This window comes from Saccharibacillus sacchari, assembly GCF_037722395.1.
Classification (GTDB): Bacteria; Bacillota; Bacilli; order Paenibacillales; family Paenibacillaceae; genus Saccharibacillus; species Saccharibacillus sacchari_A.
This window is the reverse complement of record NZ_JBBKAR010000046.1, coordinates 33,953-48,723: the sequence shown is the minus strand read 5'-3', so window position 1 is coordinate 48,723 and position 14,771 is coordinate 33,953. Positions and strand designations below refer to the sequence as shown.

The window sequence follows — 14,771 nt, the reverse complement described above, 5'->3', positions numbered from 1 at the left end:
AAATAAGTGTCCAAATTTTTGTACAGATTAGGCAAAACGGCTTATAGCAAGCCCTGGTTGTTTATCGGGGGATGGGTTGTCGTTCTGGCGATCGTGATCTCGATGCTTGGCATCAACGGAGTCAGCGTCAGCTCGGAAATGAAGCTGGAAGGCACGGAGTCGCAAAAGGTGCTCGACCAGTTGGCGGAAGTTCAACCGGAAGCTTCGGGCGGGCAAGGCAGCGTCGTGTTCGTCGCCCCCGAAGGCGAAAGTCTGAATACGCCTGAACGCCTCGCGGCGATTCAGGAAGCCGTCAACGAAGTGTACGGACTGGATCAGGTGTTGAACGCGCCCGAATTGGCCGCGCAAGCGATGGCGCAGGCTCAAGCGGCGCAAGGCGCAGCAGGCGCGGGCGATACGTCGGCTGGAGCGGCTCAAGGCGCCGAAGGCGCGGCGCAGCAGGGCGCAGAAGGTGCGGCCGGAACCGACGCCGATGCCCAGCAGGGCGCGGGAATGGCCGAGCCGGGCGCGGCGGGAACCGATGCCGATGCCCAGCAAGGAGCCGGCGCGGCGCAGGAAGGCGCAGCCGGAACCGATCCAACCGCAGGAGCGGACGCTGCTGCCCAGCAGGGCGCGGCGGCAGGTTCGATGGAGTTGCCGCCGTACACGCAGCTCGTCGTGGACGGCGCGCCGGTGATCGGCGTGACCATCGCGAACGACGGCAGCGCGGCGTTGTTCCAATTCCAATTTACGGTACAGCAATCGGCAATCTCGGATGAAGTCAAAGAATCCGTCGTCAGCACGGTTGAAGACGTCGCGAATCAAACGGGCATTCAAGCTTTGCCAAGCGAATCGCTGTTGCCGCTCGATATTCCGATCGGCACGAACGAAGTGTACGGCCTGGTCGTCGCCGTGATCGTCCTGATCATGACGCTCGGCTCCGTCGTCAGCGCAGGTCTGCCTCTGGTCGTCGCGCTGTTCGGCGTTGGCATCGGGGTGGGTGGCGCGTATGCGCTCTCGACCTACCTGAGCATGAGTTCGATCACGCCGGTATTGGCATTGATGGTTGGTCTTGCGGTCGGGATCGACTACGCGCTGTTTATCATCAACCGCCAGCGCCGCCTGATCTTCGATCAGGGACTGAGCGCGAAAGAAGCGGCCAGCCGTTCCATCGGTACCGCAGGCAGCGCCGTGTTCTTCGCGGGTCTGACCGTGATTATCGCGCTTTGCGGTCTGCTTGTCATCGGTATCACGTTCCTCAGCACGATGGCGTTGGTCGCTTCGGTGACGGTGCTGCTTAACGTGCTGATCGCGCTCACGCTGCTGCCGGCGTTGCTCGGCCTGATCGGCGAGCGTATCTGCTCCCGCAAAGCACGTGACAAAGAAGCGGCAAACCAGGCTTCCCGTGCGCAAAAGCAAGCGAAAGCGCGCTGGATTCACGGCGTGATCAAGTTCCGGTGGCCAGTGATCCTGCTGATCGTCGTGATTCTTGGCGTAGCGGCAATTCCGGCTTTGAAAATGGATCTGGCGATCCCGTCGGCGGCTTCGGCCGATTTGGATACCTCCAAGCGTCAAAGTTATGATGCCATCTCGAAAAGCTTCGGCGAAGGCTTCAACGGTACGCTGCTAATCGTTGCCGAATCGCCAAACGGCGAAGACGTGACGCCGCAAACGCTGGGGGCGCTCACGCAGGGCATCCAGCAAGTCGATAACGTCTCTGTCGTATCGCCTCTGGGGATCAGCGAAAACGGCAAGTTGGCCTTGTTCAGCGTGATTCCGAAAACGGGTCCGAACGATGAAGCGACCAAAGACTTGGTGACGACGCTGCGCGACGAAAATGCCGCTTTGTCCGCCGACAACGGCGTCACGCTGGGCGTTACCGGCATGACGGCGGTCAACATCGACATGTCGGCGAAACTGGCGGAGGTATTCCCGATCTACGTCGGCATCATCGTGGTGCTGTCGCTGATCATCCTGCTGCTCGTGTTCCGCTCGATCGTTGTGCCGATCAAAGCGACGGTCGGCTTCCTGCTCAGTATTCTGGCGACGTTCGGCCTGACGACGGCCGTGTTCCAATGGGGCTGGCTGCATGACCTGTTCGCGTTCGATACGGCGGGGCCGATCTTGAGCTTCATGCCGATCATGGTTACGGGTATTCTGTACGGCCTGGCGATGGACTATCAAGTGTTCCTCGTTTCGTCCATGCGCGAATCGTATGTGCACGGGCATCGCGGCAACGACAGCGTGATCCACGGTTACGGCCAGGCCAGCCGCGTCGTGTTGGCGGCCGCGGTCATCATGGTCGCCGTGTTCGCGGGCTTCATCTTCACGCATGACATCATGATCAAACAGATCGGTTTCGCGTTGGCGATCGGCATCCTGATCGACGCGTTCGTTATCCGCATGACGCTCGTACCGGCCGTTATGTCGCTGTTCGGCGACAAAGCCTGGGCGCTGCCGAAATGGCTGGATCGCATCTTGCCGAACCTGGACGTCGAAGGAGATAAATTGATCGAAGAGTTGAAGGCGCAGGAAGCGGCCGAAGCTGCGAAAGGGCGTTAATTGTTGTTCATTCATGTAAAATAATCACAAGCGAAGGCTCCTGTCGATAAAAAAGATACTGGAAAAGTTCTGTAAGTAGATAAAATGAAAACACGAGCTCATAGAATTGATTCTACAGCTCGTGTTTTCGTTTTTAGTCTTATTTACTTTCTCAAAATATCTTTTTGAGGATGTTTTATTATCTTCATGATAAAAAGGGGTTTGCGCATAGGATTGTGTTTTACAAGATCAATTTTTAAAATTGTTATACAGCAAGTATGTCTTAAGTATTACGATTTTTATAAGCATCTGTTTTTCTTAAGATAATATGAGTTAAAATCGCGAAAATAATGAATGTGAGATATTTGTAATCATTGAACGTGAAGTATACAACCACACTAAGCAATAAGTAAATTATACCCAAGAAAATAAAATTACTATTAAGCTTATTTAATACATACATTATTGCTCCTGCTATGATTCCCATAATAACAATTTGCATAAAAATAATAATCATTAATTTCCTCCTTTGATTAAATTAATTTATAATGGTTAATGTTAAATATACCAAAAAAAGGAGAGTGTTGTATGTCTATTAAAAAAAATATGCTTTACGGATCCTTGGTTTTGATGTTTTTGTCTCTACTAGTTATTTACCCAAAACTATCTCTAGCTGATACTTTTAGTGATGATTTTGCTGAAAACAGTAAGTATACTGAAATCTCAGAGAGAATGCGTGAAGATGGAGCTTCTGAAGAAGATATTCAAAATGTAATTACCAAACTCAAAAAAGGAGAAGTCTTAGACTCGGAAAAACCTGTATCAAGTAACAAAACGATTAGTCCTTTTTCATTGCAAGAAACGAATGAAGTTCAGCCGGAATTAGCAGCAACTCTGGATAATCCTGTGGCAGTTCAAAGATTTCCTGATGGATCTTATAAAAAAGTAGGTATAGAGCTTGAGAAATCGGAAATTAGTGTTATGTCCAATACAACAAGTCTTTACTTCAATGTATATGGTACAAGTCCAACAGCAAGAGCTTCTTACAATACCTCTGCCGTAATTGATACACATCTAGGAGCTAGTTATATTACAGGTGTATCGGGTATTAATATTATTGCTTACGGGGGAAACTTCCTTAATGAAAAGCTCAGCATTATAAGAGCTACCGAAATAAGAAGTAAAAGTATTCCAGCAATAGCTGAGTTGTACTTTAAGGAAACAAACTTTGTAGGGACTAATGCTTCAAGACGTTTGACGGTTGAAATCGGTGATCACATTGCAGATCGCTATGGAATAAAAGTCAAATACGACGACCCTAATGCTGCTACCGCAGGCTATAAATAATCTCGAAATACAAAAAAAAGAACTGGTGTGCCGGTTCTTTTTTTATTGATTTTAAAAAGAATATACCTAATGGATTTGTTGAGGAATCAAATAACTTGAACTTAAGAATCTTGTGAATTTTAAATGAAAATTATCTTTATTAAGAGTATTGATTGGAATTTTAGACGTATTATTCAAATATTTTATTTCAAGACAACCAGCACAACGGATCATTCACTATTGTTCAAAACTCGACCATCCCCGCCTCCTCCATAAACCGCGACAGCGCGGCGCTTTTGTACGTATCCCGCCGTTTGATAAACATCGTAGGCACGACCCGGTAAGGGTCTTCCAGCGGATAGGCGTTCAACCGGCCTTCCATCCTCGACTCGATCATCGACATCGGGAGCACGGTAACGCCCAGCCCGTATTCGACGCATTTCAGGACGCCTTCCAGCGTGCCGTACTCCATCACTTTCATCGGGGCGTATCCGTTGTCGTCCAACCAGCGCTGCCAGCGTCCCAAATAAATACAATGTTCGAACGAAGAAAGCAGCGGCCGGTCCAGAATCGACGCCAACGCGAAAGGTTCTTGCGAATAACCGGTAATCAACACAAGCGACTCTTCCAGCACCGGATATTCGATAATGTCGGGATGCCGAACAGGCCCGTCCACGAACGCTCCGTCCACTTTGTAAGCGAGAATGTCTTCGATCTGATCTACCGTGGGCGCCATGTACATGCTTAATTCCACCTGCGGGAACTTGTCATGGTAACGGGCGAAAATAAGCGGCAAATGCGTGGACGCCGTCGATTCCATCGCGCCGATGCGAAGCGGTCCGCGCGGCTCCGAAGAAGGATTGACGGCTTCGACGGCTTCTTCGAAATCGTTTAACAGCTTGTTGGCATACCGCAAAAATTCGCGTCCGGCAGGCGTCAACGATACTTTTTTGTGCGACCGCTGCAGCAATGCGACGCCCAATTCTTTTTCGAGACGCTGGATTCTGGCGGTCACGTTGGACTGCACGTAATTCAATTTTTCTGCCGCTTTGGTGATGTTTTGTTCGAGCGCTACAGCTTTGAAGATTTCCAAAGATTTGATGTCCATGCCGGTTTGGCTCCTTTTGCATCGCGAAATGTGATAGTGAACGTATATTTTTATGATTTTACGCGATGCAACGCGAAGTGTAAACTTGAGGATACCAAGCAAGTCAATACAAACAAAAGGCGGGATACGCGTGGATTACCGAGCGATCAATTTGAACGAAAAATTTTCTTTGCTGCATGAACAATGGTCTCCGCGAGTGATCGGCGAGATGAACGATTACCAATTCAAGATCGTCAAGATCGAAGGCCATTTCGTCTGGCATGTGCATCACGATACGGATGAAGTATTCGTGGTTATCGAAGGCGAGATGGCTATTGATTTTCGCGACGGTCAGGTCAAGCTTGCGCAAGGCGAGGTGTTCATCGTTCCCAAAGGCGTCGAGCACAAGCCGTTCGCCGAACGCGAATGCCGCGTGATGTTGGTCGAGCCGAGAGGGGTGCTGAACACCGGCGATACGCAATCGGATCGCACCGCTGCGAATGATGTCTGGATTTAATTAAGTCGTAGGCGCAAACTCAGCCTGATCTGCTCCCGGCGGAGTTTGCGTGCATGCTTTAGCAGGTTTGCTGCCCTTTTTATCGAAGTTCTTCTATACCGAAAATGGTCATGCCATAATCGGATTCGGAATTTCGAGGAGGACGCGCCCATGAACCTGAGCAAAGGCCAAAAAGCCGATCTCACGAAAGGACGTGACGTGCGGGAGTTGAAGCTGGAACTTGGCTGGACGACTGCTTTTGCGGATATCGAGATCGACGGCGCGGCTTTTTTGTTGTCGGACCGGGATATTTGCGAAGAAGACGCGGATTTCGTGTTTTACGGTCAGCCTGTCCACGCCAGCGGCGCCGTGCGGCATGAAGGCAAAGAAGGCCGGCGCGAGACGCTGACCGTGCTGCCGCGATCCATTCCGGATCGCGTGCACAAGATCGCGCTGACGCTGACGATCCACGAAGGAGAGGAGAACGGACGCTTTTTCCGCGACGTCTCCGACATCTACGTCCGGGCGCTGGACGCGCACAGCGGGCAAGAACTGCTTCGGTACGGCTTCGGCGAAGAGCTGGATCGGGAAACGGCGATCGTCGCGGCGGAACTGTACCGGCATAACGGCGAATGGAAGTTGGCGGCGATCGGCAGCGGCTACGACGGAGGGCTTGAAGCGTTATGCCGAAGTTACGGTCTGGACGTGGCGGAAAACGAACAGTCGTCCGAACCTGCGCCGCCTGAAACCGCCGCTTCCCCGGAAGCTGCCGTGCCTGTGCAAACGACGCCGAAAGGGCCTTTGAGTGAACCGATGCCTACGCCCGCCGACGTGCCGTCTGCGGTTTCGCCGAAGATCGAACTGTCCAAGCCGTCCGCGTCGTCGGTCGTGCTGCAGAAGATCGAATTATCCAAGCCGGGCAGCATCTCGATCCGCAAATCCGCGTCCGCGTTGGCGATGCTGGTCTGGGAAAATCCGCGCAAAGACCTTGACCTGTACGGTTTCTATGTCACCAAAAGCGGCGAATGCGGCAAAGTGTATTACAAAAACCGCGGTTCCGGCAAGCGCGCGCCTTATATCGAGCTGGATCAGGATGCGCGGGGCGCGGGTCAGGAAACGATCAGCATCTACCGGACCGATGAACTGAAATACGTATTGTTTTGCGCGTACAGCGCCGTGTCGAACGGCTTCGGCAGCTTCAAAGCGATGAAAGCCCGCGCCGTGGTCGACAACGGGGAAGGCCAACGCGTCGAGACGTGGCTGCAAAAGAAAAACGCGTTCGCGTATTGGGTCGCGATCGCCAAAATCGACTTTACCGGCGAAGACTCGATGGAGGTTAGCCAAGTCGAGACGTATTCCAAAAGCGGAGTCGAAAATTCGCCGCTGCTCTATGAGGACGGACGGTTCGAGATGAACGTGGGACCGATCGAATTCAAAGACCGCTGACCGTCGACGCAGGCGGTGTGTTGCGCGGCGACAACCCCAACAGAAAAGACCTTTCCCCGAAATAGGCCCGGAGGAAGGTCTTTTTTTCAATGCTTGCCGCTTTCGAGTATCGCGCCGTACAGAAAAATCGCTTTCAAGTTTGTTCCGAATAACCGACTCGCGATACAATCAAGACGACAACCAACACGAAGGAGTGACTTTCATGATCAAATGGGGAATTCTTGGCGCGGGCAATATCGCGCATCGCTTTGCCGCCGCCGTAGTGCACGAGCCGAACAGCACGCTATATGCGGTCAGCGGGCGAGACGAGGGTAAGCTGAAAGCTTTTACCGCAAAAAATCCGGCCGACAAGCTCTATCTCTCGCATGACGAGCTGCTGGCCGATCCGGATATCGACGCGGTCTATTTGGCGCTGCCGCACCAATTGCATCATGAATGGGCGATTCAAGCGATCCATGCGGGCAAAGCCGTCCTGTGCGAAAAACCGGCATCGCTCAACGCGCGGGAAATGCGGGAGATCGCCGAAGCGGCCCGCAGCCGAAACGTGCTGTTCATGGAGGCCATGAAGCAGCGGTTCGTGCCGCTGTACCGGGAACTGCGGCGCCGGGTGGATGCGGGCGAGATCGGCAAGATCGCTTCGGTCTACGCGAGTTTTTGCAACGAAATACCGCAAGGCATGACCACCTACCATGTACAGCCCGGCTATGGCGGTTCGCTGCTGGATGTCGGTACATACTGCGCGAGCTGGATCGAAGATTTTGCGCCCGGCAGCATCGAATTGCAAACGGTAGCCGCCAATCAGCAGGATTCCGTCGACTACTATATCGACGCCGAGCTGCAAGCGGGCGGCGTCAAAGCGAGGCTGGAATGCGCGTTCGACCGGCAAAAAGAACGCGTCGCGGTGCTGCAAGGCGAGACCGGGCGCATCGTTGTCCATGATCTGCACCGTCCGGTAAGCATGAGCCTCTATCGCGACGGACAGGAGCCGGAGCAGATCGAAGTCCCGTACGAGATCGACGATTTTTACAGCGAAGTGCATCATTTTGCGGAATGTTTGCAGCAGGGACGCACGGAGAGCGACATCATGCCGTTATCCGCTTCCCTGCGCTGCGCCGAAATTCTGGACGCCGTTCGCGCCGGGCTGACTTATACGCCGGAGTGCCTGGATGTGTTGGCCGAGCAGGAGGAACTTCTTCAATATGAAGCGTTCGGATCGAAAGAAGCGTTGGAGCTGGGGAATACGATCGTGGAATTGGCCGGTGAGTACGACCGCGAGATTGCCGTGTCGATCTTCCGGGAAAGCGACGAATTGGTCATTTTCCAATACATCATGGACAGCAAAGCGGCTCGAAACGTCGGCTATATGGAAGGAAAACGCAGAGCGGCTTTGCTGACGGGACATTCCAGCGTCTGGATGCACGTCGATCATGAATTGAACGGAGCATGGAGCGAAGCCATGGCGAATATTCCGCACTACGTGCCGTCAGGCGGGGCTTTCCCGATTCGCGTCAACGGGGAATGGGCGGCGACGCTTTCTTTGAGCGGACTTCGCGAAGGACGGGATCATGAACTGGTCATTCGCGCGTTAAGCCGGGTATTGAAACGCGAAGTTCCGGCGTTCCCGTGCGCGACGATCTGATCACGGCGTTCATCTTCTCGTCCCGGACGCGTAAGCTTCCGGCGTTACGCCGATCACGGCTTTGAAGTCTTTGATAAAATGCGCCTGATCGTGGTAGCCCAGATCATGCGACAGATGCAGCAGGTTGGGGCCCGCTTGCCCGGCGCCTCGTTCCAACGCTTCGGCCGCTTCCTGGATGCGGTGCAACCGGATCACCCATTTGGGACCGAGGCCGATCCGTCGGCTGAACAGCCGTTGAAGCGTGCGTTTTTCCGTTTGCGTATTTTCGCATAACGCGTCGACTTTGGTCAGTTCCCGATCTTCGGCGATCGCGGCAATGATCCGATGCAGCAGCTCCGTTTCGGTATCTTTTTCCGGGCAAACTTCCAGCAGCAAACGGTCGAGAAGGTCGCATAATCCGGCGTTATCCGTCGCGGTCAAGGCTTGTTCCAGCGCTGCGGACGTCGTGTTGAGGAAGACCTCGACTGGAAGCGGACATCCTGCCGATTCCGACAGCGATTTGCGGTAAAACGGATAAAAGCCTCCGGGCCGAAATTTCACGCCGAATACTTTGCCTTTTTCTTGAAGAAGATAGGAAAAGCGCGCAGCCGACGGCATATAACAAGCGGTGCGGCCCGGCTCGATCACGAGATTGGCGCAAGGATTCGGCACGACTTCCTGTCGATACGGCTCGCTCCCCCTCAGATCCCATTCGACGGTCCAATAATGGCGGACAAAGCTTGCCAGTTCCGGCGCGGGATCGTAGCGAAGCAGGCGGAAATGCGTTTTGCCGATCTCCGGATTGAGCACGCCGAGGCGAGGTTCGGACGAATCGAAAAAAGGGGAGCGCGGAGCGTGGATGTTTGACGTTACGCTGTGTTGGGCCTGTTCCTTTTCCGAAAAGCGATTCATGGAGGCCTCCTGTCTCGTATTCGAAAGGTTGTCGCGTTTTTACAATGCGAATACATGTTCCTTAAGTTAAGCTGATTGTAACACGGAAGCCGCAACGACGCGAGACGGCAATCCAGCATGAGCGGCGTTCCGTTCGACGACAAGGAGGGTATGATCATGAAGCTGGAATACGAGATCTATATCGGGGCCGAACCGGAAAAAGTCTGGGAAGCGCTGGTATCGCCGGAAGGCACGAAAGCCGCCTTTTTCGGATCGGAGCTGAAGTCTTCGTTTGCGGTCGGCGCTCCGTTCGAGTATGTGGGTCCGGGCAATGACGGCGACGCGACGGTGCATGTGTACGGAACTATCGAAGCTTATGAACCCGGGAAAAAGTTGGCTTATGTCGAACATCCGGGACCGTCTTACCGCGAGCGGCATGCCGAGCTGACGAGCCGGGTAACGTTCGAATTGGAAAAAGCGGGCACGACGACCAAGCTGACGCTGATCAACGACGAGTGGAGCGAGAACCATCCGGCTGCCGATAACGCGAGAGGAGCCTGGCCGATGGTCATCAGTTCGATCAAGAGCTGGTGCGAGACAGGCAGAACGCTCGATTTCGGGTGGTAAAAAAGGAACGCGCGCAGCAAGCAAAAGCATACAGGGAAGCCCGGCTATCGGCCGGGCTTTTCGGCGTTCCCCGGACATGCGAGGACGCCTTACAAAGATTCTCGATACCCGCTATACAAAAACGTGATTTTTACGAATTTGCATGTCGGGGTATAATGGGAAGATAGGCTTTTCGGGCATGTACCGGTTTCATAAGAAATGAGGAATGCGTAATGAGTGAAAGCAATGAATGAACAAACCGCGACGAATATCGCTCCGACCTGGCTTCGTATCGCGATTGCGGCGCTGGTCTCGCTGGCGGGCGCGCTGCTGTTTCAGGCGCTGAACCTTCCGGTTCCCTGGTTGCTCGGACCGATGCTCGCGTCGCTGATCGGCTCCAATCTGCTGCGCAAGCGGCTGTATGTCTGGCCGTCGCCGATGCGTAACGGAGCGCTGATCCTGATCGGGTACACGATCGGGCTTGCGCTCACCGGCGAAGCTTTGCGGCGTATGGGCACGCAGGTGCCGTACATGATCTTGATGACCTTTTTGCTTCTGTTGTTATGCGCGGGCATCTCGTTCGTGATCGGCAAACTGTCCGGCACGGATTTCAAAACTTCGCTGCTCGGCAGCGTGCCCGGCGGATTGTCGCAAATGGTCGTGTTGGCCGAAGAAACGAAAGGCGTCGATCTGACGCTGGTGACGGTCAATCAGGTCATGCGGCTGCTGCTGATTATCGTCGGCATTCCGCTGATGATCTACAGTCCGCTTTTGGCCGGGCAGACCGGCGAAGCGACAGCGGTCGCGGCGGCGCAGACGATTCCGTGGAGCGGCTTGTTCCCGAATATGTTCGTCTACGGGCCGTTATGCGTCGGACTGGCTTTGCTGGGCAAAAAAGTCCGTTTTCCGACAGCGTTCCTGCTGTGTCCGGCATTCGGCACCGCGCTGCTGCAAGCGACAGGCTTCCATGCGCCGGCCTTGCCGCATATGTTGACTGCCGCGGCGCAGCTTGCGCTCGGCACGTACGTCGGCACGCTGCTCAAGCCGGCGCAGATCCAAAACAAAGTCCGCACGCTGTCGCTGTCCCTGCTCAGCGGATTGCTGCTGATCGCCGGCGCTTTCGGTTTGACCGTGTTGTTGACGCGTTTGCAGCCTGTGACGGCGCCGACGGCACTGCTCAGTCTGGCGCCGGGCGGCATGGATCAGATGGGCGTGATCGCCCACTCGATCGGAGCGGATCTGTCGATCGTGTCGGGGTATCAGTTGTTCCGGACGTTCTTTATTTTCTTCGCGATTCCTTCGCTGCTGCGGCTGTTGTTCAAATATACGGATCGGAGAGAATCGGCGCGAAAAGATTCGATGAAAAAAACGGCATCCGCCGAAAAATCCGGATCTTGAAAACACGAATAGCTTGAATCATTGTCTAAAACGAGGAGCGTGCCAGATGCAGAAAAGCGATCCAAAGAGGTATCCGAACGAGATTGAAGATATTCGCAGCAGAATCGATAAGCGATATGCCGATAAGAGGTTCCGAATGTTGTTCTACGATGTCGAGAACAATATTCCGGACGATATGCTCGACCTTGCACGCGAAGTGCCGGAAGAACTGCAAGAGGAAGACGACGGCGAGTGGAAATTTTGGAAGCCTGTGACCTCGACGATTACGGAAGAAGAGTTGACTGCGCTTGAATCGCGCTTGAAGGCTGCTTTTCCGCCGGGATTTCGCGCATTGCTGCAAGCCTATCATCTGGTGAGCTGGACGTCTGCCGGAATAAGCAACGGTCAGGGCGGTTATGTAGGAGGCTGCCTGTCCTTTACGCTACCTGCGCTCACAACGACATCGAGGCTATCCGAATTGGAGCGACACGCCGCAGAAGATTGGGGACCGCTGATTGCGGCAGGTTATCTTCCGTTTGCAGTCGGTGAAGATGGTCAAGGGCCGGTCTGCTTCGATTTGGAAAAAAGAGACGACGCTGGAGACTGTCCGGTGATCTGGATCTTGCATGACGATCTGTTCGATCTCGGCGAAGCCGGCGTATCCATACGGGCAAAGGTAGAAACGCACGTGAGGCAGATCGCTGATTCGTTCGAGGATATGAAGGCGATTTTGCTCGGCGGGGAAGAGGTTTTGAGTGTTTGAGATCCGGTAAAAAGGTCAAAAGGACTGTCCGAAAGCCGTAACTTCACGGCAGGACAGTCCTTTTGCATACGAATGATAGGATATGCCTTATGCCGTTGCTTTGGCTTGAGCCATCGCCGCAGAGCGCTTATTCCCTCTGTAAATCAAGTACAGCGCCAATGCCATAAACCCGAGTGCCAAGATACGTTTGCCATCGAGATGAATTTCCAGGCTGTTAAACCAACCGAAATGGTCGATCAGCATCCCGGCGATCAACTGTCCCGCGATCCCCGAAATATTGGCCGCGATAACGCCGATTTTCGGAACGGCGATCACCGTAAACAGCAAATACACCGTGCCCAGAAAAGCCGCGCTCAATTGCCACTTCGGTGCGTCGAACAAAGCGCCCAAGTTCCCGTTTCCGAAAAACAACAAGTAAAGCGCCAGAAACAGCGTGCCGGTCACGAAGGTCAGCAGCGTCGTTTCGAGCGAACCCGCTTTGCGGCCCAGCGTTCCGTTGATCGACGACTGTGCGCTGAGCGTGATGCCGCCGAGCAGCGTAAACAAAATCATGAATGATCCCATAGAAGCCTCCTTTTAGTTGATCAGCAGCAGCGCGGCGATCATGGCGACGACCGCGAATATTTTTTCTTTATTGACCGGCGTCGGTTCGCTGCCGAGCCAACCGTAATGTTCGATCACCATGCTCATAACCATTTGGCCGATAATGACCGCAACCATCGTGACACCTACGCCGACGAAAGGCACGCTGATCACGATCGAAGTCAGATAAACGACGCCCAGCAGACCGCCGATCAGCGACCAGCGCGGCGCGCGCCGGATTTGGGCCATTTCTCCTTTTCCGAAAAACAGCCATAGCAAGCCGACGATTATCGTGCCCGCCGCGAAGTTGTAAAAGCTCGTTTCGACCTGTCCGATCGACTTGCCGAGTTCGGCGTAAATCGCCCCTTCGAAGCTGAGAGCGGCACCGGCCAAAAGAGCCAGCAGATAGTAAATGGGGCGCATGTCATTTCTCCTTTTCTGTATAACGGAATATCTAAAATAATCGATATAAAAGCCGGATAAACACGATTTTCCCCTGCACGCACGGCAGTCGGCCGCCCGGGTCCATAGCGCGGACGGCACATTTTAGATGTTCGTTCTAATCTCTTCGGCCAAAGCTTGAATCGTGTCTTCGTTCCGACGATAGTACGTCCATTGCCCATAGCGGAAAGACTCCAGTAACCCTGCTTTTTGCATCATGTTCAGATAACTGGATACCGTGGATTGGGATAAACCGGCTTTTTCCTGGATATCTCCGACACATACGCCGCCTACGAAATTTACGCCTTTTGGAATATGTGCGCCTTGTGCGGGGAAGTTCTTATCCGGTTCTTTTAACCAAAGCAGCATATTCAATCGAGTCTCATTGGCTAAAGCTTTGAAAATATCGATATTTTTCATAGCGCTATTGTATATCGGGATTTCTCGATATGTCAACCGGAGTTGATCATGGAGCAGAACAGGTCAAGCGCGGTTTTTCGCTTTACGCTTTACGTATCGCAGCTTCCTTTTCCGTTTGAGCGCCAATCGGGGCCGCGTCTTGCAGCACTTTTTTCCATGTCAGATAGACCTTCCACGCTGCTCCGTCATCCAGCAAAGGCTTCGCCGTATAGATCCCTTCCTCGACCGAATTCACGTTTCCCGCCAAGTGCAGACGAACCGCGGTATTCAGCAGCGTCTGATTATAATAAGCCATATGTCCGCCGCCTTGCAGAACCGCTTCGAGCATGTCCAGCTGCTTTCGCCCGGTCCAGGCGGATTCTTCTTCGGGCAATTCCGTATCCATACCGTACATTTCGGGGTCGAGCAGATCCAATTCGGAGCGCCCCTGTTCGACGGTATGGATACGGGTCGGCCGATGGATAAACACATCCTCCGAACCTTCTACACCCTGCACGATCAACGCTTTCCGATAGCCGAGCCTTGCGACCAGTCTTGCCAGCCGATCGATCACCGTATTATGGAACACGCTCAGTACGAGATAAGGCGAGCAGGAGTAATCGATCAGCTTTTCCGCCGTATTCAACAGTGTGCGCATGCCCAGCTCTTCGCGGATGCCGTGCAATTGGCCGAGCGGCGGGCACCATTTGGCAGAATCGGCAAACAGCACGCCGCCTTGTCCGCCCATGCCCATTGTCGCGCTGTGATCCGCCGCCGAGATAGCGGATGCTCGGCTTAACGCAATCGGATCGATGCCGGCAGCACGTAAAATGTCATGCAGCACCACACCGTACTTCGGCGGCAGCGGCGCGGAACCGTGCAGCGTAACCGGAACCCCCGCTGCCGCCACAACAAAAGCTGTCGGCAGCGAAGCCCAAAAGGTCTTTTGCCGACCGTCATACGGGCCTGCAAAGTCGATGCCCGGCTTGCGGCATTCCCGGTAAGCCTGTCTCCGGCATACGGACACGAATGCCTCCAATTCCTCGGCACTTTCCAATTTCAGCCGCTCCGCGATCAGAAAAGCACCGGTCTGGGCCGGAGTGGAACGTCCGCCGAGGATCGCTTCCGCGGCCTCCAACGATTCCCCGTAGTTCAAATCCCGTGCGCCGCGTTTGCCGCGGGCGACTTCTTTTAACAGATCGATCATGGCTGGGCCTCC

The 14,771-nt window shown here is 53.9% G+C and carries 14 protein-coding genes; 8 read left to right on the top strand and 6 right to left on the bottom strand.

Features of this window, described 5'->3' with window-relative positions; all coding sequences use genetic code 11:
- Positions 1–6: 6 nt before the first annotated feature.
- Both WKI47_RS18215 and WKI47_RS18210 read left to right on the top strand, forming a co-directional pair.
- On the top strand, positions 7–2,541 hold the full coding sequence (locus tag WKI47_RS18215; protein ID WP_340228600.1) for an MMPL family transporter: 2,535 nt from the start codon (positions 7–9) through the stop codon (positions 2,539–2,541).
- A gap of 567 nt (positions 2,542–3,108) precedes the next feature.
- Positions 3,109–3,867 (top strand): hypothetical protein, encoded by a 759-nt coding sequence (locus WKI47_RS18210; RefSeq protein WP_340228599.1) that lies wholly within the window; start codon positions 3,109–3,111, stop codon positions 3,865–3,867.
- Positions 3,868–4,090: 223 nt separating this feature from the next.
- Here the strand turns inward: WKI47_RS18210 and WKI47_RS18205 are convergent, their stop codons facing one another.
- Positions 4,091–4,954 carry a LysR family transcriptional regulator gene (locus WKI47_RS18205; protein WP_340228598.1) on the bottom strand — a complete coding sequence of 288 codons (864 nt, stop codon included), beginning with the start codon at positions 4,952–4,954 and terminating at the stop codon, positions 4,091–4,093.
- Between the two features lie 130 nt (positions 4,955–5,084).
- Here WKI47_RS18205 and WKI47_RS18200 point away from each other — a divergent pair, with 130 nt between their 5' ends.
- The 3 genes from WKI47_RS18200 to WKI47_RS18190 all read left to right on the top strand — a co-directional run bounded on the left by WKI47_RS18200 (position 5,085) and on the right by WKI47_RS18190 (position 8,514).
- Complete coding sequence (locus tag WKI47_RS18200) at positions 5,085–5,450, top strand: cupin domain-containing protein (protein WP_340228597.1); 366 nt, start codon at positions 5,085–5,087, stop codon at positions 5,448–5,450.
- Positions 5,451–5,600: 150 nt separating this feature from the next.
- Positions 5,601–6,875, top strand: a complete 1,275-nt coding sequence (locus WKI47_RS18195; RefSeq protein WP_340228596.1) for a TerD family protein — start codon at positions 5,601–5,603, stop codon at positions 6,873–6,875.
- A 202-nt stretch (positions 6,876–7,077) separates the two neighbouring features.
- The gene (locus WKI47_RS18190) at positions 7,078–8,514 is read left to right on the top strand and encodes a Gfo/Idh/MocA family oxidoreductase (protein WP_340228595.1); all 1,437 of its coding nucleotides are present in this window, start codon (positions 7,078–7,080) and stop codon (positions 8,512–8,514) included.
- Positions 8,515–8,523: 9 nt separating this feature from the next.
- Here WKI47_RS18190 and WKI47_RS18185 read toward each other — a convergent pair whose 3' ends face one another.
- Entirely contained in the window at positions 8,524–9,405 is an 882-nt protein-coding gene (locus WKI47_RS18185; protein WP_340228594.1) for a helix-turn-helix domain-containing protein, read from the bottom strand.
- Between the two features lie 156 nt (positions 9,406–9,561).
- On the opposite strand from WKI47_RS18185, the gene WKI47_RS18180 reads away from it, so the two are divergent.
- The 3 genes from WKI47_RS18180 (at position 9,562) to WKI47_RS18170 (ending at position 12,130) form a co-directional block, all read left to right on the top strand.
- Complete coding sequence (locus WKI47_RS18180; protein WP_340228593.1) at positions 9,562–10,011, top strand: SRPBCC family protein; 450 nt, start codon at positions 9,562–9,564, stop codon at positions 10,009–10,011.
- Positions 10,012–10,236: 225 nt separating this feature from the next.
- Positions 10,237–11,388 (top strand): AbrB family transcriptional regulator, encoded by a 1,152-nt coding sequence (locus WKI47_RS18175; RefSeq protein ID WP_340228708.1) that lies wholly within the window; start codon positions 10,237–10,239, stop codon positions 11,386–11,388.
- Between the two features lie 136 nt (positions 11,389–11,524).
- Complete coding sequence (locus WKI47_RS18170; protein ID WP_340228592.1) at positions 11,525–12,130, top strand: SMI1/KNR4 family protein; 606 nt, start codon at positions 11,525–11,527, stop codon at positions 12,128–12,130.
- 87 nt (positions 12,131–12,217) lie between these two features.
- Here WKI47_RS18170 and WKI47_RS18165 read toward each other — a convergent pair whose 3' ends face one another.
- The 4 genes from WKI47_RS18165 to WKI47_RS18150 all read right to left on the bottom strand — a co-directional run bounded on the left by WKI47_RS18165 (position 12,218) and on the right by WKI47_RS18150 (position 14,759).
- On the bottom strand, positions 12,218–12,694 hold the full coding sequence (locus WKI47_RS18165) for a DMT family transporter (RefSeq protein ID WP_340228591.1): 477 nt from the start codon (positions 12,692–12,694) through the stop codon (positions 12,218–12,220).
- Between the two features lie 12 nt (positions 12,695–12,706).
- Positions 12,707–13,135, bottom strand: coding sequence for a DMT family transporter (locus WKI47_RS18160; RefSeq protein WP_340228590.1), 429 nt, complete (start codon positions 13,133–13,135; stop codon positions 12,707–12,709).
- Between the two features lie 123 nt (positions 13,136–13,258).
- A complete protein-coding gene (locus WKI47_RS18155) occupies positions 13,259–13,573 on the bottom strand; it encodes a metalloregulator ArsR/SmtB family transcription factor (protein WP_340228589.1) in 315 nt (104 codons plus the stop codon).
- Positions 13,574–13,655: 82 nt separating this feature from the next.
- Complete coding sequence (locus WKI47_RS18150) at positions 13,656–14,759, bottom strand: anthranilate phosphoribosyltransferase (protein ID WP_340228588.1); 1,104 nt, start codon at positions 14,757–14,759, stop codon at positions 13,656–13,658.
- Positions 14,760–14,771 lie beyond the last annotated feature (12 nt).